Here is a 20,578-nt window from a genome sequence, read left to right as displayed (position 1 = left end):
CCCAGAATCTGAAACGTTACAGATTTTCGATACGGGAATTGCGTGACCTGCGCAACCCCATGAACGAAACGAGTTCGATATTTTTTCGAGCCGCGAACAAATTCACATGAGCAATCGCTTTTATATGCGCCGCAGCATGGATCGCTGCACTGCAGGACATCAAACTGCGCGTGAAAGCCGGCAAAGGCGATGACAAAAGCGATTTCTTCTGCAATCCCAATGGATTTCCGCAAGACAGCCGTCGGCCTCGCCGCGAGTGGCGGCATCTCGATATTGGCAATCTGTAACGTTTCAGTATATTGACGCTTGCCGGGGCTGGAACGCATACCGTATCGCTGTGGCGGCGATTGCCGATCCGGCCTGCGGCTGCTATGCGCCTGACGGGCGGGACGAATGGACAAACGGCGTACGGAAAACAACGAAGAGGCGTTGGCGCAGGGACGGCCGACGTTGAAGACGCTTGCCTTCATGACCGGGCTCGGCGTCACCACCGTGTCGCGGGCCTTGAAGGACGCTCCGGAAATCGGCGCCGAAACAAGGCGCCGTGTCCAGCTAGTCGCCAAGCAGATCGGCTACCGGCCGAACCGCGCCGGCGTGCGCCTGCGCACCGGCAGGACCAATGTCATCAGTCTCGTGCTCAACACCGAGCGCGAGATCATGAGCTTCGTCTCGGACATCATCTACGGCGTTTCGGAGGTCATTGCCGACACACCCTACCATCTGATCGTCACGCCCTATTCGCGCTCGCAGGATCCGCTCGACCCCATACGCTATCTGGTCGAGACGGGCTCGGCCGACGGCGTCATCATCTCACGCACGCAGCCGAATGACCCACGGGCCCGCTACATGCTGGAGCACGGCATTCCCTTTGCCACGCATGGCCGCACCGATATGGGGCTGGTCCACCCCTATCATGATTTCGACAACTACGCTTTTGCGGTGGAAGCCGTGCGTCGTCTGGCCGGCATCGGCCGCCGCCGGCTCGCTTTGTTGTCACCGCCCGTCGGGCTGACCTACCACAGTCATACCGTCAACGGCTTTGCCGATGCGCTGAGCGAGGTCGGCGCCAGTGAAGTCCCCTTCAACACTGTTTCTATCGACCATACGATCGAGCAGATCCGGAGCCGGACCGCGCAAGTGATGCGCCGCGAAGACCGGCCGGACGGCTTCGTCAGCAGCGCCGCCGCCGCGACACTGGCCATCGTCGCCGGCATCGAGGATGCCGGCCTCAAGCTTGGTCGTGACGTCGATGTCGTGTCCAAGCAATCGTCGGACCTGCTGCATCTGTTTCGCACGGAATTGCTGGTCGTCAACGAGAATTTCCGGCTGGCGGGCTCCGAACTCGCCCGCTCCGTTCTCGGTTGGATCGGCGGCGCCGCGCCCGGCACGCTGCAGAGCCTGAGCGTACCGAGCGAGGTCCTGGCCTATCGGCGCTCGCTGGATTAGCCATTTTTCAGCCAGCCGCACCGCTGCCCCACGGCCCGTGGAATGCACCCGGTCCGTCGATACGCTCGAAGCCGTGCGCGCCAAAGAAGTCGCGTTGCGCCTGGATCAGGTTCGAGGTGCCGCGGCCCTGGCGGTAACTGTCGAAATAGGCAAGTGCGGAAGACAGCGCCGGCACCGGGGAGCCTGCCTCCGATGCCCTTGCCACGATACGCCGCAGCGACGGATGCGCTTCCTGCATCAGGGCGATAAAGGCCGGCGCCATCAGAAGATTGGTCGATGCGCCGCCGGAACCGAACGCCTCGGCCATGGTGTCGAGCATCTGCGAGCGGATGATGCAGCCGGCGCGCCAGATCCTGGCGATGGTCGGCATCGGCAGGTTCCAGTTGAACTCCTTGGAGGCGCCGCTCATCACCGCAAAGCCTTGCGCGTAGGCGGCGATCTTGCCTGCGAAAAGCGCCAGTTCGAGATCTCCAAGCAATGCGTCCCTGTCGCCGGAAATCTTCGTCACGCCGATATTGCCATAGGCTTTTTCCGCCGCCTGCCGCTCGTCCTTGATCGACGACAGCACGCGCGCCGCCACGGCCGCCTCGATCGCGGTCGCCGGAATGCCGAGTTGCTGCGCCTCGATGACCGACCATTTGCCGGTGCCCTTCTGGCCGGCGCGGTCGAGGATGATGTCGACCACCGGCTTGCCGGTCTTCGGATCGTCTGCGGCCAGCACCTTGGCGGTGATCTCGATCAGGTAGGAATTGAGCCTGCCCTTGTTCCAGTTGGAAAACACCGTGCCTATATCCTTAGGCCCCATGCCGAGGCCATCGCGCAGGATGCCGTAGATTTCAGCGATCATCTGCATGTCGGCATATTCGATGCCGTTATGGATGGTCTTGACGAAATGGCCGGCGCCGTCGGTGCCGAGCCACGCCGCGCAGGGCTCGTCGTTGAATTTCGCGGAGATCGCGGTCAGCACCTTCTCGACGCGTTTCCAGGAATCCTCGGTGCCGCCGACCATGATCGACGGCCCGTGGCGCGCGCCCTCCTCGCCGCCGGACACGCCCATGCCGATGAAAGTCAGACCCGAGCCCGAAAGCTCGGAGAAGCGCCGCATCGTGTCACGGAAATTGGCGTTGCCGGCATCGATGACGATGTCGTTGGCCGACAGCACGCCACGCAGGGCTTCGATCTGTTCGTCGACCGGCTTGCCAGCCAGCACCATGATGATGATCGGGCGTGGCGGTCGGATCGCGGCGGCGAGTTCTTCCAGGCTGTAGCAAGGCACCACCATGTCCTTCAGCGCGCCGGCATTCTCGACGAAAGCGTCGGTGCGTGCCCTGGTGCGGTTGAAGACAGCGATGCGGTGCCCGTGCTCGGCGATGTTGAGCGCCAGGTTGGAGCCCATCGTGCCAAGGCCGATCAGGCCGATTTCGGCTTTTTCCATCGTTTCTTCCCTGCTTTCGGATCTTGTTGGTTCGAGCTCGCGGTTTGCCGGGATGCCCATTCTTCGGCGAGATGATTGACGGGCCTTTCGGGCCGCGTCAACCGCCTCGCCGAATTGTGTTGCATCGGCCAAGTTTCGGGGCACTTGGCGGTCCAGTTTTTACGGTCTGATATCGACAGGCGCTTCGATCTTCACCATCTCGAAGTCCGAGACCAGGATGTCGATGCGCACCGTCCAGCGGCCAGGAACCGGGATGACGAGGTCGTCGACACGCCAGCTGCCATCGCCGGGCTTGGTCGCGGCACGTTTGAGCGGCTCAATGCCTGAATCGGGCTTCGACAACACCAGCGTCACCTCCTTGGCGTCGAGCGGTCCGAAATCGCCGGTCATGATGATCATCGAGGCGACGACCGGTCCGGCATGGCCGGGTGTGATGCTGAGATCCGCCATCGCTTGCAGCGCGTGAATATGGACCGAAACCGGTTGGGCCGCGGCGATCGCCAGTGCCCGTGGTGGCGGCGTGAAGCGCCAGCCCGCGGCAACAGCGAAGATCGCCAGCACGATCAGCATTTCGACGCCGATCGAGCGGGCGAGCCTGCGCTGCACTTCCGTCGCTCCGGCCTCGGCCGATGCGGTGAGTTTCCAGCGGTTGACGGCGGCAAGCGTGAACAGGAAGACCAGCAGCCCGAGCTTGATCAAGAGCAGCTTGCCATAGGCGGTATTGACCAGCGCCGCCAGCGTCTGCACCTGGATGACGGCAAGCACGATGCCGGCAGCGACAAGCATGGCCACCACCGGCACGATCATGCGTGAGAACCGCCGCAGGAATGGCGCGACCTCCGCCGACTGACCTTTCAGCGCCAGACAGAGCGGCATCAATGCGCCGGCCCAGAAGGCGATGCCGACGCCGTGCAGGAACACCATGGGTCGCGTCAGCCATTGCGGCTCGGCGGCACTGGCATGGCCGCTGGCGGCCAGCGCAATACCCACACCGGCAAGTCCAGCCAGCGCGACCGGCTTGGCGGCCAAACGTGGCCCGGCCAGCGACAGCAGGCCGAGCCCCAGCGAGATCAAGGCGGCCAGCACCGTCCAGCCGAAGCTGGTATCGAGCCCGGTCCGCCAGATGACCGGCTGCGCCAGATGGGAGAGCGGCGCCCCGAGCGCATCAAGCCCCTGCAAGCCGAGCGACAGCGGGGCCGCGACCAGCCCGCACAGGATTGCCCCGATAGCGAAACGCCGGCCGGACGGCCCGCCCTGGGTCAGCCAGGCAAGGGCGAAAGCGCCGCCGACGCCAAGGAAAAGACCAATGTAGAGAAGAACCTTGCCGAGCCAGATTGCCGACCGCTGCGGCCAGTCGACGGCCTCGGAGGCGACCGGCGGCTCCGTTGGTGCGCCAATGGAAAACAGCAGCGAGCCGCCGACCGGATGACCATCGGCGGAGATGACGCGCCAGCTCAGCACATGCGTGCCGGATTTGAGGTCCTGCGGATTGTCGATTTCGACCGTCTGGTCGCTGAGGCGGAAAGCGGTCAGCGGAACCGGCGTGCCGTCGGGCTTCACCAGCGTCAGCACCAGCGGTGAGACCGGCTCGCTGAAGGTCAGCGAGAACTGTGCCGGCCCCTGTGCCAGCACCACACCGTCGGCCGGGTCGGTCTTGATCAACGCGGCATGGGCAAAGGCCGGACTAGTCGAGGCCATGGCGATGAGCAGCATCATCATCGCCAGAAAGCCCCCGGCAACCCGGCTGACGAGCTTGCTGGCCATGTGAATCATCCGCAGTGAGGATATCGCGATCATGCCATTGCCATGAAATGGCGGCGCATTCCGCGAACGAAGTGCGCCGCCGAAAGACATCATTTCTTCGGCAACAGCTTGATGCCGGGCGCCGGATTTTCCAGGGCGTCTTCATCCTGTCCTGCTGCCGGGATCTCGATCCAGCGATCGGCGGCGCCGTCGCATTCCTGCACGACAGGGAAGTAGAGCTTCTGGCCCACGGGCAGATCGGCCGTCAGCGTCGCGCGGAATACAAACTCGTCATAGAATTCATCCGGCAGGCTGCCGCCGCTCCAGTCGACTTCCTTGACCCCATCGGTCACCGCCTGACCGTAGAGCTGGTAGGATTTGTCGTACTTGCCCTTCTTGACCTGCAGCGTCCAGCCCGGCTTCGGCATCGGCTTCACCGCGATCACCCCTTCCGGGATCTGCACGCGCACGGCGATCGTCGCCTTGCCGTCGCAACCATGCGGCACGCGCAAGACAGCCTTGTAGGTCGAGCCGACGGCCGCTTCCTGGGTTTCGAGCGTGATGTGCGCGAAGACAGCACTTGTCCCGAGGAGAAAAAGCGCACCGGCCGACAAAAGGTACTTGTTCATAATGGTCCCTCTGATTTCAGATTTTGTCGAAATGGTGCGATCAATCGGCATGGTCGTCCGTGGCGCCGCCCATGCCCTCGACGGCGAAGTCGACGCTGACGGTGCCGGCCTTCTCGAAGGTCAACGTGGCGGAGAAGGTTTCGCCTTGCTTGGGTTGCCGTTTCAGGCCGATGAACATCAAATGATAGCCGCCAGGCGCCAGTGCGACCTTGCCGCCGGCCGGAATCTCCAGGCCGCCGGCAACGGGCCGCATGGTCATGACACCGTCCTTGACGCTCATTTCATGCAGTTCGGCCTTGTCCGAGATGTCGGTGGAAATCGACAGCAGCCGGTCCGACGTGCTGCCTTTGTTGGTGATGGTGAAATAGCCGCCGGCCACCTTGGCGCCTGCCGGCGTTGCACGTGACCAGGGGTGCCCGATCTCGAGATCGCCGATCTTGAACCCATGCGCGAAGCCGGTCTGGGCGCCGGCGAACAACAGCGCAAAAGCCAGTACGGCGATGCCAAGGCGCGCCTCGAAGCTGCGCAACAAGCTGCCGGGCATAGGACGCGCGGCGATGCGAAAAAATTGGGACATGGTTGCTCCATGAAGTGAAGGTCGCGCCGTTACCGGTCGCGGACAGTTTGATGTTTGGATGGGTACGCCCGCGAAAGGTTCCGCCGGGCAGACAGACTCAGGCCGTCCGCGGCGGCGCGCGCGGATTCGACGGCGAGCGCTCACGCGCAAAGTCGAGATGGATGGCCGCCGGAAAGACGAAGGCGACGGCCTCAAAGGAACGCGCCCCCAGTGCCAACCCCGCAACGGGTGGCGGCGCAAAGGCCGGCGAAAACATGCTGCAGCCAAGCACGCAACATGCCGGCAGATGCGACGGTGGCGGGTTGCCGCCAGGAAGCTGGGTCGCACCCTCACGGGTGCAGATGACGTTGCCGAAGGCATCGAGTTGTGACGCATTCGGCGCAGTGCCGAAGGCGAACGCACCGAGCGTCGACTGGAGCAGCAGCAGATGGGCCGCGACAAGCGCGACCAGAATGCTCCACCGCTTCTCCCGGCTGTTCAAACGATCTGCCTCATCAAGCAATCACCGGAGAGATACCTATCACGGGAGGGGACAGGTCGAAAATCGGCAATTCGATGCTGCGGCAACGCGGCATATCAGGGTTTCAGGGGCGGCCGGCTCTCCGGGATCGAGGTCAGCAATGTCTGGCGCGCCGACTTCAGGTGCTTGCGGCAGGCGGCGTCGACCTTGCCGAGGTCGCGCGATTTGAGCGCCGCGATATAGGCGAGATGCTCACCGATCGCGACCTCGTTGCGCTCGCGCTCCTGCGCCTTGTTCCACTGGTAGTGATAGTGGAAGATCATGGCGATGACGTCGTAGAAATCGACGATGAAGCGGTTGTGCGACGCCCGGTGGATGAGCCGATGGAAGCGCTCATCCAGCTCCGAGAATTCGTTGAAGCGCGTGGCGATTTCGCTTGCCAGCTGGCGATGCTCGTCCTCCAGCCGGTCGAGATCGGTCCAGACCGCGCTGTCCTGCGGCAGAGCGGCGAAGGCCGCCGCCGACCGCAGTTCGAACATCTCGCGGATTTCGGTCAGTTCCAGCGCGAAGGCACGGGTAAAGCCCTTCAGCACCCAATGGCTGTTGCGGCGCTTCTCGATCAGGCCGAAGCGGGAGAAGCGGATCAGGAACTCGCGCACGCTGGTGGTGCCGACGCCGATCTCGCGCGCCAGTTCGAGTTCGTTGATCTGCATGCCTGCCTCGGCGCCGCTGGCGAGCAGCCGTCGCATGAACGACCGTTCGATGATCTCGGCTAGCGTGTCGGTCTCTTCCTCGGGGAAGAAATCATCGGGACGCGGTTCGCGCAGCACCGTCTTGGCGCGCTTGTTCCAGGCGATCAGCCCGGTCTCTTCCATGCGCGCCAAGATGGTGCGGACGGTCGTCCGGCTGACACCAAGCAATGTACCCAGCTCCGGCTCCGAAGGCAGGCTACGTGTTTCATCGAGCAGCCTGAGGCACCTGTTGTAGGCATCCTTGTAGACGTTGTTGCTCTTCGACATCCCTGATCCGTTGCACGCCGTCGCTTGCGGCTGCTGGCTTGAAGCGCAATATGACGTTCCCATGACCCCTGAAAAGCTAAATCGCTTTCGGAACACCCAAGGACATGCGGAACTCCCCAGCGAAAAAACAATTGACGCAAAACTGTTTTTTCACGATAAAAGACATTATCTTTTAACAGGCGCGTGTCAATCCGCCCGCGCATCCCAGGATCACCCAGGAAACCGCCCGTGAACGCCTCCAACAGCATTCTTCTGTCTCCCGCCGACAATGTCGCCGTCGCCAACGGCCGCATCGAGATCGGCACCACGCTGCCGGGCGGTGCCGTCGCCACTGCGCTGATCGAGCCCGGCCACAAGGTGGCCATCAAGCCGATCGCCGCCGGCGAGGCCGTGGTGAAATACGCCCAGGCAATCGGCCGCGCGACACAGGACATCGCGCCGGGCGAGCACGTTCATTCGCACAATCTGGTTTTCGAATCCGGCCGTTTGCCCGTAGTGCCGCCGAGCGAGGCCGAGCATGCGACAGAAGCCGACCGCAGCCGCACCTTCATGGGTTATCGCCGCGCCGATGGTCGTGCGGGTACGCGCAACTTCATCGGCATCATCGCCAGCGTCAATTGCTCGGCCACGGTTTGCCATGCCATCGCCGACCAAGCCAACCGGACCCTGCTGCCGAAATATCCCGGCATCGACGGTTTCGTCCCGATCGTCCACGGCCAGGGCTGCGGCATGAGCGGCACCGGCGACGGCATGATGGTGCTGCATCGCACGCTCGCCGGCTACGCCCGCCACCCCAATTTCGGCGGCGTGCTGATGGTCGGGCTCGGCTGCGAGGTCAATCAGCTCACCCTCTATGGCCAGAAGGGCGCTGCCGCCGGCAAACGCCACTTCAACATCCAGGACGCGGGTGGCTCGCGCAAATCGGTCGAAAAGGCGATGCTGGTGCTGGCCGAGATCGCGGAGGAAGTCGGCCAGCTGAAGCGTGAGCCGATCCCGGTCAGTGAGATCGTCGTCGGCCTACAATGCGGCGGCTCCGACGGCATGTCTGGCATTACGGCCAATCCGGCGCTGGGCGCAGCCGTCGACATCCTGGCCGGCGTCGGCGGCATCGGCATCCTTTCAGAAACAACCGAGATCTATGGTGCCGAGCACCTGCTCGCCTATCGCGCGGCAACACCGGAGATCGCGCAGAAGCTCGACGGTTTCGTCAAGTGGTGGGAGGATCACGTCGCCAAGCATGGCGCCTCGATCGACAACAACCCCTCGCCCGGCAACAAGCGCGGCGGCCTTACCACCATCCTGGAGAAGTCGCTGGGCGCGGTCGCCAAGGGCGGCCAGACGCCGCTCAACGGCGTCTTCGGCTATGCCGAAAAGGTCACCGGCAACGGACTGGTGTTCATGGACACGCCCGGCTACGACCCGGTCTCGGCCACCGGACAGGTGGCGGGCGGCGCCAATGTCATCGTCTTCACGACCGGCCGTGGCTCGTGCTTCGGCTGTCGGCCGACGCCGTCGATCAAGGTCGCCAGCAACTCGACCATGTATCACACAATGGAAGAGGATATGGACGTCAACTGCGGCGTCATCGCCTCGGGCGAGAAAACCATCGCCGGCATGGGCCGCGAGATCTTCGAACTGATCGTCGAGACGGCTTCCGGCCGCAAGACCAAGAGCGAGGATTTCGGCTACGGCGACAACGAGTTCGTGCCCTGGCATCTTGGTGCAACGCTCTAACCCGTTGTTTTTGCGTAATTCCCAAGGGAAAGCGCTATGCGCTTTCCCGGGAAAACCGTTACACGTCTTTCCAGGAATTGCTCTAGATTGAACTGACATCTGAAGGCTGCCAACCGGACAACGGTCGGCAACAGGGAGGTTTTCGCATGAACAAGCGCCGCATCGGTCAGACCGCGCTCGAGGTCACCGAGATCAGCTTTGGCGGCGCCGCGATCGGCGGTCTCTACCGCGCCTGTTCGCGCGAGTCGGCAATGGAAACGCTGCAAGGCGCCTGGGAGGCCGGCCTGCGTTATTTCGACACCGCACCCTTCTACGGTTTCGGCCTGTCGGAACGCCGCTTCGGCGACTTCCTGCGCTACAAGCCGCGCGACTCCTATGTGCTGTCGACCAAGGTCGGCCGCCTGTTCCGCCCCGTGCCGGACGACCGTGTTCCCGATCACTCCTATGTCGACCCGCTGCCGTTCGCGCTGGACTATGACTATTCCTATGACGGCATCATGCGTTCGGTCGATTTCAGCTATGCGCGGCTTGGCCTCAACAAGATCGACATCCTGTTCGTCCACGACATCGGCGCCTATACGCATGGCGTCGAGAAAACCAAACTGCATTTTCGCGAGTTCATGGATGGCGGCCTCAAGGCACTCGAAGAGCTGAAGCGTTCCGGCGTCATTTCCGCCTATGGGCTTGGCGTCAACGAGGTCCAGATCTGCCTCGATGTGATGCGTCGCGCGCCACTTGATTGTATCCTGCTCGCCAGCCGCTATTCCTTGCTCGACCGCAGCGCCGAAGCGGAACTGCTGCCATTGTGCAGGGCACAACAAACGTCACTGGTCATCGGCGGTGTGTTCAACTCCGGCATCCTGGCGACCGGGCCTGTGCAAGGCGCGCATTTCGACTACCTGCCCGCCAACCACGACGTGCTGGACCGCGTCGGTGCGATGGAAAGGATCGCCACCGAGGGTGGCTATCCGCTGGCCGCTGCCGCGTTCCAGTTCCCCTTGCATGAACCCGCGGTCGCCACGGTGCTGACCGGCACCGCCAAGCTGGCAAACCTGACCCGCAACCTCGAATTGCTCGACGTCGACGTGCCCGAGGCGGAATACGCCAGATACCGACCCTATACTCTGGTGCAGGAGCTGGCGTGAAGCTCCCATCCACCCCCCCCGTGAAAGCTGACCCATGCTTCACATTCTTGCGATCTCATAAAAGAATGAATATTCCATATTGACTAAAGAGTGGAATTAATATTCCATGTCTTCACGGAACGGAACGGGAGCATTTGACGGCGGCAAGGGAGGAGTGGCGCGGTTATTTTGCCCCTGCCAGACCTCGGCAGGGTTGAAGCGAAACACCGCTTGCATCGGACAGGTCGATGCACTATCAAAACACTGTAAATGTTTTTTATTGATAAAGTTCTGTTTGGGCCACGCCTATCCGGACGGAGCTTCCGTAACGTTCACCGGGCGACTTAGGGAGGATTCCTAATGAAATTCGTAACCAGCATTCTCAACCGCCGCGCCGTGATGACGTTGGCAGCAGCTTCGATGCTCGCCGGCGTCATGCACTCGGCGCCGGCCTCGGCGGCGGACGTGACCATTCCGATCATCGTCAAGGACACGACGTCCTTCTACTGGCAGATCGTTCTGGCCGGCGCACGCAAGGCCGGCAAGGACCTGGGCGTCAACGTACCGGAACTCGGCGCCCAGGCTGAAACCGACGTCAACGGCCAGATCTCGATCCTCGAGAATGCCGTCGCCGGCAACCCGGCCGCCGTCGTCATCGCGCCGACCGAAGCCAAGGCGCTTGGCAAGCCGATCGACGAAGCCGCTGCCAAGGTCAAGGTCATCGGCATCGACTCCGGCGCCGACTCCAAGGCCTTCACCTCGTTCCTGACCACCGACAACGTGCAGGGTGGCCGCGTCGCCGCGGACGGTCTTGCAGCAGCCATCGGCGAAGCCAATGGCGGTAAGGTCGAGGGCAAGGTCGCGTTGATCACGGCACTTCCCGGTGCCGGCTCGCTGGAACAGCGCGCCCAGGGCTTCAAGGAACAGCTCAAGGCAAAATATCCGGGCCTCGAGCTCGTCGCCGACAAATATGCCGACGGCCAGGCCACCACCGGCCTCAACATCGCCACCGACCTGATCACTGCCAATCCGGACCTGAAGGGCATCTTCGCCTCCAACCTGATTATGGCGCAGGGCGTCGGCCAGGCGATCGCCGAGAACAAACTTGCCGGCAAGGTCGGGCTGATCGGCTTCGACAGCGACGAGAAGCTGATCAAGTTCCTCAATGACGGCGTCATTTCCGGCCTCGTCGTCCAGGACCCGTACCGGATGGGCTATGACGGCATCAAGACGGCGCTCGCCGCCTCGAAGGGCGAGAAGGTCGAGGCCAATGTCGACACCGGCGCCAACCTCGTCACCAAGGCCAACATGAAAGACCCGAAGATCGACGCCCTGCTCAACCCGAAGCTCTGAGCCGTCGCATCCAAATCGTTTCCGGGGCCTCGCGCCCCGGAAACATCCACTGCCGGCACAAACGGCTTGGCAATCCACAAGCTTGAGCTAGGCTGCCTTTCGAGGCCTATCCTTGCCTTGCAGCGTGCCAATCGTGAGGCCAATCTGGGAGGATTGTCATGACGTCGACGGCGCAGGAACTGCATCCGGCACCCGTGCTGGAACCAGGGCGGACCATCCTCGAATTGCGCGGGTTGGAGAAGCGCTATCCCGGCACCCACGCCCTGAAGCCGGTCAACCTCGCTTTCAAGTCGGGCGAGATCCACGCCATCGTCGGCGAGAACGGCGCCGGCAAATCGACGCTCATCAAGCTTCTCACTGGCGTCATGCCGCGCACCTCCGGAGAGGTGATCTGGGAGGGCCAGCCGGCAGCCTTGGCGACACCGCATGAGGCGATGGCACTCGGCATCAATGCCGTGCACCAGGAGGTCGTACTCTGCCGTCACCTGACGGTGGCAGCCAACATGTTCCTCGGCGAGGAGAATTCGCGCTTCGGCATCCTGCAGCAGCGCGCCATGGTCAAGGAAGCGCAGAAGATCATCGACGATCTCGGCTTCGATCTGCCGGCGCATGTCACGCTCGGCGACCTAACCATCGGCCAGCAGCAGCTGATCGCCGCCGCCCGCGCCACCGTGCGCGGCACGAAATTCCTGATCTTCGACGAGCCGACCGCCTACCTGACCCGCAAGGAGGCCGACCAGCTCTTCACCCTGATCCGCCGGCTGAAGGGCGAGGGCGTGACGATCATCTACATCAGCCACCGCATGGAGGAAGTGTTCGAGCTGGCTGACCGTGTTTCCGTGCTGCGCGACGGCACGCTGGTCGGCACCCGCAACATCGCCGAGACCAACGACGCGGAGCTGGTCAAGATGATGATCAACCGCTCGATCGAACAGATCTACCACAAGGAACATTTCACACCGGGCGCGGCGATCCTCGAATCCAGGAACCTTTCCGGCAAAGGCTTCGAGAATGTATCGATGACGGTCCGAGCCGGCGAAATCGTCGGGCTCTACGGCCTGATCGGCGCCGGGCGCAGCGAGTTCGTCACCACGCTTTACGGCCGCCACCGTAAATCGGCCGGCCAGATCCTGTGGGAAGGCAAGCCGGTCCAGATCAACTCCGAGCATGACGCGATCAAGCTTGGCATGGCGCTGGCGCCGGAAAGCCGTCGCGATCAGGGTCTGTGCCTCAACCTTTCGGTCGGCCTCAATCTCAACCTGCCGATCTACAAGCGCATCTCGAACAATCTGCTGATCTCCAATGCGCAGGAAAGGACCCAGGCCGACCGCCAGATCGCCGATCTCAGGATCAAGACGCCGACGCGCAGTGCACTGGCGTCCAGCCTGTCCGGTGGCAACCAACAGAAGATCGTCATCGGCAAATGGCTGGCCCACGGCGCCAGGCTGTTCATCTTCGACGAGCCGACGGTCGGCGTCGACGTCGGCACCAAGGCCGAGATCTACCGCCTGTTCAGCGTATTGTTGTCGAAGGGAGCCGGCATCATCCTGATCTCGTCCTACCTGCCCGAGGTTTACGAACTGGCCGACACGCTGCACGTATTCCGCCGCGGCAAACTGGTCGCCACGCACGGGTTCCGCACCGCCGACCATGAGGAAATTCTCACACAGGCGCTCGCCGAGAAACAAGAAAAGCTGGGAGAACAGATATGAGCACCGAGGCGATTCCTGCCGAAAAACCGAAGCGCAACTACAATGCCCTGTTCGGGCTGACGCTGCTGGCGCTGCTGGTGCTTCTGTGGGTCATCCTGTCACTGTCGACATCAAGCTTTGCTTCGGCCAACAACATCTCGAACCTGCTGCGCCAGGGCTCGATGATCGCCATCCTGGCCGTCGGCCAGACCTTCGTTATCATTACCGGCGGCATCGATCTTTCGGTCGGCGCCGTGGTTGGCTTCGCCACCGTCATAGCCGCGATGCTGATCAATGCCGGCATCCCGGTCTTCCTCGCCATCCTTATCACCTTGCTGGTCGGCGTCGCCATCGGCCTGTTCCATGGCTTCGGCATCGTCAAGATGGGGCTGCCGCCCTTCATCATCACGCTGGCAACGCTGACGTCGTTGCGCGGCATCGGTCTTTTGATGACCAACGGCAATTCGATCTCGATCAACAACGATGCCTTTCAGGAGTTCTCGCGCAACTCCTTCCTCGGCGTCCCCAACCTGTTCTGGATGGTGATCCTGGTCGGCATTCCGGCCTACATCTTCCTCCATCATAGCCGTTGGGGCCGGTATTTGTTCTCGGTCGGCTCCAATGCCGAGGCCTCGCGCCTGTCCGGCGTCAATGTCCAGCGAACCATCTACATGGCTTACACACTGTCGGGCCTCTGCGCGGCGTTCGTCGGCGTGTTGCTGGCCTCGCGCATCGGCATCGGCAACCCGACCCAGGCCGAGGGTTGGGAACTGCAGGCGATCGCGTCGTCGGTGATCGGCGGCACCTCGCTGTTCGGCGCGGTCGGCTCGGTGCACGGGCCGCTGCTCGGCGCTTTCATTCTGGCCACCATCAACAACGGCGCCAATCTCTTGAACGTCAACGCCTTCTGGCAGCGCATCATCACCGGCGCGCTGATCATCATCATCGTCTATTTCGACGGGCTGCGACGCCGCGGTAGCAAGTGACAATAATTTGAGATCGATCGCCGGCCCTGTCACGAAAATGGGCCGGCGATTTTCATGACAAACTGGATTGAAGCATGAAAGCCGTCGTCTGCCGCTCGCCTGGTGAGCTCGTCCTGGAAGACCGTCCGGCGCCGAGCGCGCCACCTCCCGGCTGGGCGCTGGTGGCTGTCAGCCATGTCGGCATCTGCGGCACCGACTATCATATCTTCGAAGGCAAGCACCCATTCCTCGCCTATCCCCGCATCATGGGCCATGAAGTGTCGGGAACGATCGTCGAGACCGGCGAAGGCGTTGAACTTTCCGCTGGTGAGCCGGTGGTCATCAATCCCTATCTTTCCTGCGGCAAGTGCATCGCCTGCCGGCACGGCAAGCCGAACTGCTGCGTCGGGATCGAGGTGCTCGGTGTCCATCGCGACGGCGCCATGTGCGAACGGATTCTGGTGCCGGCACAAAATCTCTATCCGGCAAACGGCCTTTCGCTGTCCGACGCCGCTGCTGTCGAGTTCCTGGCCATCGGCGCGCATGCAGTGCGGCGCGCAAGCGCCGATCCCGGCGCCCGCACGCTGGTCATCGGCGCCGGTCCGATCGGGCTCGGCACGGCCATCTTCGCCGGCATCGCCGGGCTTGACGTTACGCTGCTCGACATGAGCAGCGAAAGGCTTGCCTTTGCCGCCAACGAGCTCGGTTTCAAGACCCTCGATGGTTCGCGCGGCGCGGTGCCCGATCTGGTCGGGCAAGCGACGGGCGGCGAAGGCTTCGATGTGGTCTTCGACGCCACCGGAAACACCCAGTCGGTGCAGTCGGCCTTCGCCCATGTCGCGCATGGCGGAACACTGGTGCTGGTCAGCGTTGTCAAGGATGACATCACCTTCTCCGATCCGGAATTCCACAAGCGCGAGATGACCCTGATCGGCAGTCGCAATGCGTTGCGCGCCGACTTCGACCACGTCGCCGCCTCGATCCGCAACGGCGCCGTGCCATTGGCCAAGCTCGTCACCCACCGCACCACGCTGGCCGGCACGCCACATGATCTCGCACGCTGGGCACACGAGAAATCCGGTCTGATCAAGGCTGTGATAGAAGTCGGATGAGTGCAATCCTGGAAAAGTTTGAAGCGGTTTTCCCGGGAAAAGCGCTTAGCGCTTTCGCTAAGGGAATTGAATTCGACAATCTAGGCAACCGGCGGTCTCGGCTCACAACGCCGACAATTTGAGTTCGACCCGCTCGGCCGGGAACCGCGACTCGGAAAACTGGATCGGTTGGCCGTCGGGTGTGACGTTGACGGCGACCGTGACCAGCACGATTGCGCCGGGCTGCAGGTCGAGGTCGGCAAGGTCGGCGGCATCGGCATGGCGTGCTGACAGCATGGTCGATTGCCTCAAGTAATCATCTATGCCGAAACGTGCCAGCGACGCGGTGATCGAGCCGGTTTGTGCCATGGCGGCATCGATGCCGGCAAAGCGCCTGGCCTCGAACCAGCCCGCGGCACGCGACACCGGGCGACCGTCGGCTTCGCCGCGTGTTTCCAGCCGGATCACGTTTGTCCCCCTGGCTAGGCCCAGCCCCTCGGCGACGCGCTGGCTGGCCGGCTCCACCGACGAGGCAAGCAGGACTATATGCCGTTCCGACGCCTGCCCTTGCAGGCCTGCCGAAAACCGTGTGCGCGCGCCGATCGGATAGGATAGCCGCTTGCGCGACAGCACGAAGGTGCCGCGTCCCTGTTCGGCCCGCAGCACCCCTTCCTGCACAAGGGCTGCTATGGCACTGCGCACCGTGTGACGGTTGACGCCATAGCGCTCGGCCAGCGCAACCTCTGGCGGTAGCGCTGCATTCTCGGCGAAATCGCCGATGGCGATCGCATGCAGGATCTTGTCGGCGATCTGCCGCCACAGCGAGACACCACTCCGCCGCTCGATGCCGTCCGCTTCCAGCTGCCCGACCATTAATTGCCCCGGCCTCCCATTGCTTGTCATCCACCCGTCATGGACTCGCGATAGATAATAGGTATAATTTGTATAGTTGTCTATATCAATAGACAAATTTAGCCAAGAGGAATGTTGCTCATGCGAAGACAGGAAGCCCGCGACCAGGCCGAGCGCAAGGCCGCCATGGCGACACTGGCGCAATCCAGCGGCGATGACGTCGTCCGGCTCTGGAACGCTACCGGGCTGCCCTCGGAAGCTGAGCTGCTGCGCGGCCCGGAGACCGGCTTGGTCACCGTGCGCGGCCGCATCGGCGGTGGCGGCTCCCCCTTCAATGTCGGTGAGACGACGGTTACCCGCGCCACTGTCCGGTTGCCGTCCGGACAGGTCGGCCACTGCTATGCGCTTGGCCGCGACAAGCAGAAGGCAAGGCTGGCGGCGATCGCCGACGCGTTGTGGCAGGACCCGGCGCGTCGCGCCGAGGTCGAGACCGGGCTCATAGCGCCTCTGCGGTCGGCTCTGGCCACGGCGCATGAACGGCGCCGCGCCGAGACGGCGGCAACGAAGGTGGATTTCTTCACCATGGTTCGCGGAGAAGACTGATGGAGATCGCAGCGCATTCGATCGAAGGCGGTTTCGCCGATCCGGTCTTCAACGCCCAGACCGTGTTTCGCGCGATCATGGAGGCGATGGCGCGGCCGGGCAGCATACGGCCCCTGCCCGCCTTCGCTCGCCCGCCGGTGCCGTTTTCAGCGACCGCCGGCGCCGTAGCGCTGGCGCTTTGCGACAACGACACCCCGCTCTGGCTCGATCCCGCTTTGCAGGCCTCCGCCGCGATCAAATCCTGGCTTGGTTTCCACACAGGTGCGCCCTTGGCCAACACGCCGGCCGATGCGCATTTCGCTTTGATCGCCACGCCGGCCGAGATGATGGCGCTCGACGGTTTTTCGCAAGGCACGCAGGACTATCCCGACCGCTCCACCACGCTGATCCTGCAGGTCAGCGATCTCGCCTCGGGCGCCCCGCTGCTGCTCGAAGGCCCCGGCATCGAAACCAGTGCCACGATCGCGCCGGCGCAGATTCCGCGTCATTTCGTCGAACAGTGGAAGCAGAACATCAAGCGCTTCCCGCGCGGCGTGGATATCATCCTCGCCACATCGGATGGCGTCGCCTGTCTGCCGCGCACAACGCGCATCAAGACGATGGGGGCCTGAGATGTATGTCGCGGTGAAAGGTGGCGAGGCGGCCATTGCCAACGCCCACAGCCTGCTCGCCGACCGCCGGCGCGGCGACCGTTCGGTGCCCGCCCTTCGGCTCGACCAGATCGTCGAACAGTTGGCGCTTGGCGTCGACCGGGTGATGAGCGAAGGCTCGCTCTACGACCGCGAGCTGGCGGCGCTTGCCATCGTCCAGGCGCGCGGCGACCTGATCGAGGCGATCTTCCTGGTGCGCGCCTACCGCACCACATTGCCGCGCTTCGGGTATTCCAAGGCGATCGACACCGCCACCATGCTTGTCGAGCGACGTGTTTCGGCGACCTACAAGGACCTGCCCGGCGGCCAGCTGCTCGGCCCGACCTTCGACTACACGCACCGGCTGCTCGACCCCGAGCTTGCCGCGGGCGGCGACGTCGCCGAGCCGCTGCAGCGCGAGACGGAAGCGCAAGCCATGCCCCGCGTTTCTGCGATCCTTGCTCGCGAGGGCCTGATCGAGCCGGATGGCGAGATGCCGCAGGACCATGTCCCCGGCGACATCACCCGCGAGCCGCTGGAATTCCCGATGGCGCGCGACATCCGCCTGCAGGCGCTGTCACGCGGCGATGAGGGCTTCTTGCTGGCGCTCGGCTATTCAACGCAGCGCGGCTATGCCCGCAACCATCCTTTCGTCGGCGAGATCCGCATCGGCGAGGTCGAGCTGGAACTGGATGTGCCCGAACTCCCGTTCGCTGTGCCGCTCGGCACCGTGCGGGTCACCGAATGCCAGATGGTCAACCAGTTCAAGGGCTCGGCCAAGGCGCCGCCGCAATTCACCCGCGGCTACGGCCTAGTCTTCGGCCAGAGCGAGCGCAAGGCGATGGCGATGGCGCTGTGCGATCGGGCATTGCGCGCTTCGGAACTCGGCGAAGATGTCGTCGCCGCCGCGCAGGACGAGGAGTTCGTCATCTCGCATTCCGACAATGTCCAGGCGACCGGCTTCGTCGAGCACCTGAAGCTCCCGCACTATGTCGACTTCCAGGCCGAACTCGACCTCGTGCGCCGCATGCGCGCCGAATATGACGCCCGCGAAAACCCGGTGAAGGCGGACGACAAGAGGGAGGCTGCGGAATGACCGCTCAACCGACAGACATCGCCACCTACAACTTCGCCTATCTCGACGAACAGACCAAGCGGATGATCCGCCGCGCGATCCTCAAGGGCATCGCCATCCCCGGCTATCAGGTGCCGTTCGCCTCGCGCGAGATGCCGATGCCCTATGGCTGGGGCACCGGCGGCGTCCAGGTCACCGCTTCGATCATCGGCCCCGACGATGTCTTGAAGGTCATCGACCAAGGCGCCGACGACACCACCAATGCGGTTTCGATCCGCGCCTTCTTCAAGAAGGTCGCCAATGTCGCCGTGACGACCGATACCGCCAGCGCCACCATCATCCAGACCCGCCACCGCATCCCCGAGCATCCTCTGACGGCGGGCCAGGTGCTGGTCTATCAGGTGCCGATCCCCGAACCCTTGCGCTTCCTCGAGCCGCGCGAGACCGAAACGCGGAAAATGCATGCGCTGGAGGAATACGGCCTGATGCATGTCAAGCTCTATGAGGACATCGCCAGGCACGGCCGCATCGCCACCACCTATGCCTATCCGGTCAAGGTCGAGGGCCGCTACGTGATGGACCCGTCGCCGACGCCGAAATTCGACAATCCCAAGATGCACCGCTCGCCCGCTTTGCAGCTGTTCGGCGCCGGCCGCGAAAAGCGTATCTATGCCGTGCCGCCCTTCACCGAAGTGGTCAGCCTCGACTTCGAGGACCATCCGTTCGAGGTGCAGACCTTCGACCAGCCCTGCGCGCTGTGCGCGGCCGAGAATGTCTATCTCGACGAAGTCATCCTCGACGACCATGGCGGCCACATGTTCGTCTGCTCCGACACCGATCACTGCGAGAAGCGGCGTGAAGAGGGTCATCGTGGCCATCTTGCCCCTGATACTGCTGGCGAGGAGATTCAGGCCATCCGGGACCACTCCAATGGGTAGCTCTTTCGTTGAAGTAGATGAAAAGGGCTTCTGGATGAACGACAGCCTGCTGTGTCTTTGGCTGCGTTTGCTGGCATTACATGTCCAATCCAATCTCGATCAGTCGGCTCCAGAAATGGTCGCCCGGGAAGAATGGCTTTTGCAATCCGAGTGCCATGCTCCAGGTTTCGTTGTGGCAGATTTGGACCGCGTGGCGCGCGATCAGAACGCGAAGCAAAAAGTGGTCAGCGCGATAGGGCGACTCCTCTCGATGTTGGAGAGACACGCAAAGATGCTCGAACCCGCCACGATTAATCTTCTCGGACTCAGCATTGTTTGGTCACACCCAATCGAGACCAGTCGGCTGCTCGAAATCGGCAACGCATTTCTTGACCTGCTCGCCGGCAAAATCACGACGGGAGCAGATAGCACAGAATTCATGCCAGGATCCCGTCCATGACAGACGAACCAATGCTGCGCGTCTCGGCGCTCTCCAAATTCTATGGCTCGCGCGTCGGCTGCGACAACGTTTCCTTCGACCTGTGGCCGGGCGAAGTTCTGGCGGTCGTCGGCGAGTCCGGTTCCGGCAAGACGACCCTGCTCAACTGCCTGTCGACCCGGCTGTTGCCGAGTTCCGGCACCGCCAGCTACCGCATGCGCGACGGCCAGTTCCGAGAACTCTACCGGATGAGCGAGGCCGAGCGCCGCTTCCTGATGCGTACCGACTGGGGTTTCGTCCACCAGAACCCGGCCGATGGCCTGCGCATGACGGTGTCGGCCGGCGCCAATGTCGGCGAACGGCTGATGGCGGTCGGCGACCGCCACTACGGAAAGATCCGCGCCACGGCCGTCGACTGGCTGTCGCGCGTCGAGATCGACGAAGACCGCATCGACGACGAGCCGCGCGCCTTTTCCGGCGGCATGCGGCAGCGCCTGCAGATCGCCCGCAACCTCGTCACCGGGCCACGGCTGGTGTTCATGGATGAGCCGACGGGCGGCCTCGACGTCTCGGTGCAGGCACGCCTGCTCGACCTGCTGCGCGGCCTGGTCACCGACCTTGGTCTCGCCGCCATCGTCGTCACCCACGACCTCGCCGTGGCGCGTCTTCTGTCGCAGCGCATGATGGTGATGAAGGATGGCCGCGTCGTCGAAAGCGGTCTCACCGACCGCGTGCTCGATGACCCGCGCGCGCCCTACACCCAGCTTCTCGTTTCCTCGATACTTCAGGTGTAACC

Annotated in this window: 20 protein-coding genes; 13 read left to right on the top strand and 7 right to left on the bottom strand. The window is 63.2% G+C overall.

All coding sequences use genetic code 11. The features are described from left to right. The first annotated feature begins 393 nt into the window (after positions 1-393). Positions 394-1,446 carry a LacI family transcriptional regulator gene (locus AC1D08_RS18640; protein WP_457152191.1) on the top strand — a complete coding sequence of 351 codons (1,053 nt, stop codon included), beginning with the start codon at positions 394-396 and terminating at the stop codon, positions 1,444-1,446. A gap of 7 nt (positions 1,447-1,453) precedes the next feature. On the opposite strand, the gene gndA is transcribed toward AC1D08_RS18640, so the two are convergent. From gndA to AC1D08_RS18610, 6 genes are all read right to left on the bottom strand, one after another. After that, the gene (gene gndA, locus AC1D08_RS18635; RefSeq protein WP_477227876.1) at positions 1,454-2,881 is read right to left on the bottom strand and encodes an NADP-dependent phosphogluconate dehydrogenase; all 1,428 of its coding nucleotides are present in this window, start codon (positions 2,879-2,881) and stop codon (positions 1,454-1,456) included. Positions 2,882-3,040: 159 nt separating this feature from the next. Further along, positions 3,041-4,645, bottom strand: coding sequence for a copper resistance CopC/CopD family protein (locus tag AC1D08_RS18630; RefSeq protein WP_457152189.1), 1,605 nt, complete (start codon positions 4,643-4,645; stop codon positions 3,041-3,043). Positions 4,646-4,734: 89 nt separating this feature from the next. After that, positions 4,735-5,253 (bottom strand): YcnI family copper-binding membrane protein, encoded by a 519-nt coding sequence (locus AC1D08_RS18625; RefSeq protein ID WP_457152188.1) that lies wholly within the window; start codon positions 5,251-5,253, stop codon positions 4,735-4,737. A 40-nt stretch (positions 5,254-5,293) separates the two neighbouring features. Then, on the bottom strand, positions 5,294-5,830 hold the full coding sequence (locus AC1D08_RS18620; protein ID WP_457152187.1) for a copper chaperone PCu(A)C: 537 nt from the start codon (positions 5,828-5,830) through the stop codon (positions 5,294-5,296). A 97-nt stretch (positions 5,831-5,927) separates the two neighbouring features. Beyond that, positions 5,928-6,284 (bottom strand): DUF2946 family protein, encoded by a 357-nt coding sequence (locus AC1D08_RS18615; protein ID WP_095085006.1) that lies wholly within the window; start codon positions 6,282-6,284, stop codon positions 5,928-5,930. A 122-nt stretch (positions 6,285-6,406) separates the two neighbouring features. Beyond that, positions 6,407-7,309 (bottom strand): GntR family transcriptional regulator, encoded by a 903-nt coding sequence (locus tag AC1D08_RS18610; protein WP_457152186.1) that lies wholly within the window; start codon positions 7,307-7,309, stop codon positions 6,407-6,409. A 228-nt stretch (positions 7,310-7,537) separates the two neighbouring features. Here AC1D08_RS18610 and AC1D08_RS18605 point away from each other — a divergent pair, with 228 nt between their 5' ends. The 6 genes from AC1D08_RS18605 (at position 7,538) to AC1D08_RS18580 (ending at position 15,288) form a co-directional block, all read left to right on the top strand. Continuing rightward, positions 7,538-9,043, top strand: a complete 1,506-nt coding sequence (locus AC1D08_RS18605; protein ID WP_457152185.1) for a UxaA family hydrolase — start codon at positions 7,538-7,540, stop codon at positions 9,041-9,043. A gap of 146 nt (positions 9,044-9,189) precedes the next feature. After that, positions 9,190-10,188 carry an aldo/keto reductase gene (locus AC1D08_RS18600; protein WP_457152184.1) on the top strand — a complete coding sequence of 333 codons (999 nt, stop codon included), beginning with the start codon at positions 9,190-9,192 and terminating at the stop codon, positions 10,186-10,188. A gap of 339 nt (positions 10,189-10,527) precedes the next feature. Further along, entirely contained in the window at positions 10,528-11,520 is a 993-nt protein-coding gene (locus tag AC1D08_RS18595; protein WP_457152183.1) for an ABC transporter substrate-binding protein, read from the top strand. A 158-nt stretch (positions 11,521-11,678) separates the two neighbouring features. Continuing rightward, complete coding sequence (locus tag AC1D08_RS18590) at positions 11,679-13,232, top strand: sugar ABC transporter ATP-binding protein (RefSeq protein WP_477285559.1); 1,554 nt, start codon at positions 11,679-11,681, stop codon at positions 13,230-13,232. Then, positions 13,229-14,197 carry an ABC transporter permease gene (locus AC1D08_RS18585; protein ID WP_477227872.1) on the top strand — a complete coding sequence of 323 codons (969 nt, stop codon included), beginning with the start codon at positions 13,229-13,231 and terminating at the stop codon, positions 14,195-14,197. Before AC1D08_RS18590 ends, AC1D08_RS18585 begins: the two co-directional genes overlap by 4 nt. A 74-nt stretch (positions 14,198-14,271) precedes the next feature. After that, positions 14,272-15,288, top strand: coding sequence for a zinc-binding alcohol dehydrogenase family protein (locus AC1D08_RS18580; RefSeq protein ID WP_457153924.1), 1,017 nt, complete (start codon positions 14,272-14,274; stop codon positions 15,286-15,288). A 102-nt stretch (positions 15,289-15,390) separates the two neighbouring features. Here AC1D08_RS18580 and phnF read toward each other — a convergent pair whose 3' ends face one another. Beyond that, positions 15,391-16,140, bottom strand: a complete 750-nt coding sequence (gene phnF, locus AC1D08_RS18575; RefSeq protein WP_457153925.1) for a phosphonate metabolism transcriptional regulator PhnF — start codon at positions 16,138-16,140, stop codon at positions 15,391-15,393. Positions 16,141-16,260: 120 nt separating this feature from the next. On the opposite strand from phnF, the gene phnG reads away from it, so the two are divergent. Genes phnG through phnK form a run of 6 tightly spaced genes read left to right on the top strand, consistent with a single transcriptional unit; the run spans position 16,261 to position 20,576 of the window. Then, positions 16,261-16,722: a phosphonate C-P lyase system protein PhnG gene (gene phnG, locus AC1D08_RS18570; protein ID WP_457153926.1), complete on the top strand. Its 462-nt coding sequence runs from the start codon at positions 16,261-16,263 to the stop codon at positions 16,720-16,722. Beyond that, on the top strand, positions 16,722-17,333 hold the full coding sequence (gene phnH / locus AC1D08_RS18565) for a phosphonate C-P lyase system protein PhnH (protein ID WP_457153927.1): 612 nt from the start codon (positions 16,722-16,724) through the stop codon (positions 17,331-17,333). Before phnG ends, phnH begins: the two co-directional genes overlap by 1 nt. A 1-nt stretch (position 17,334) precedes the next feature. Beyond that, the gene (locus tag AC1D08_RS18560) at positions 17,335-18,447 is read left to right on the top strand and encodes a carbon-phosphorus lyase complex subunit (protein WP_457153928.1); all 1,113 of its coding nucleotides are present in this window, start codon (positions 17,335-17,337) and stop codon (positions 18,445-18,447) included. Beyond that, positions 18,444-19,364: an alpha-D-ribose 1-methylphosphonate 5-phosphate C-P-lyase PhnJ gene (locus AC1D08_RS18555; RefSeq protein ID WP_477423724.1), complete on the top strand. Its 921-nt coding sequence runs from the start codon at positions 18,444-18,446 to the stop codon at positions 19,362-19,364. The genes AC1D08_RS18560 and AC1D08_RS18555 overlap by 4 nt, the downstream gene beginning before the upstream one ends. Further along, positions 19,357-19,803 carry a hypothetical protein gene (locus AC1D08_RS18550; protein WP_477423722.1) on the top strand — a complete coding sequence of 149 codons (447 nt, stop codon included), beginning with the start codon at positions 19,357-19,359 and terminating at the stop codon, positions 19,801-19,803. Before AC1D08_RS18555 ends, AC1D08_RS18550 begins: the two co-directional genes overlap by 8 nt. Further along, positions 19,800-20,576, top strand: coding sequence for a phosphonate C-P lyase system protein PhnK (gene phnK, locus AC1D08_RS18545; RefSeq protein WP_457153006.1), 777 nt, complete (start codon positions 19,800-19,802; stop codon positions 20,574-20,576). Before AC1D08_RS18550 ends, phnK begins: the two co-directional genes overlap by 4 nt. The last annotated feature ends 2 nt before the right edge of the window (positions 20,577-20,578 follow it).

It is taken from the genome of Mesorhizobium sp. P2_E6 (genome assembly GCF_056403835.1).
The sequence above is the reverse complement of the archived record's forward strand: the minus strand, read 5'-3'. Positions and strand labels throughout refer to the sequence as shown.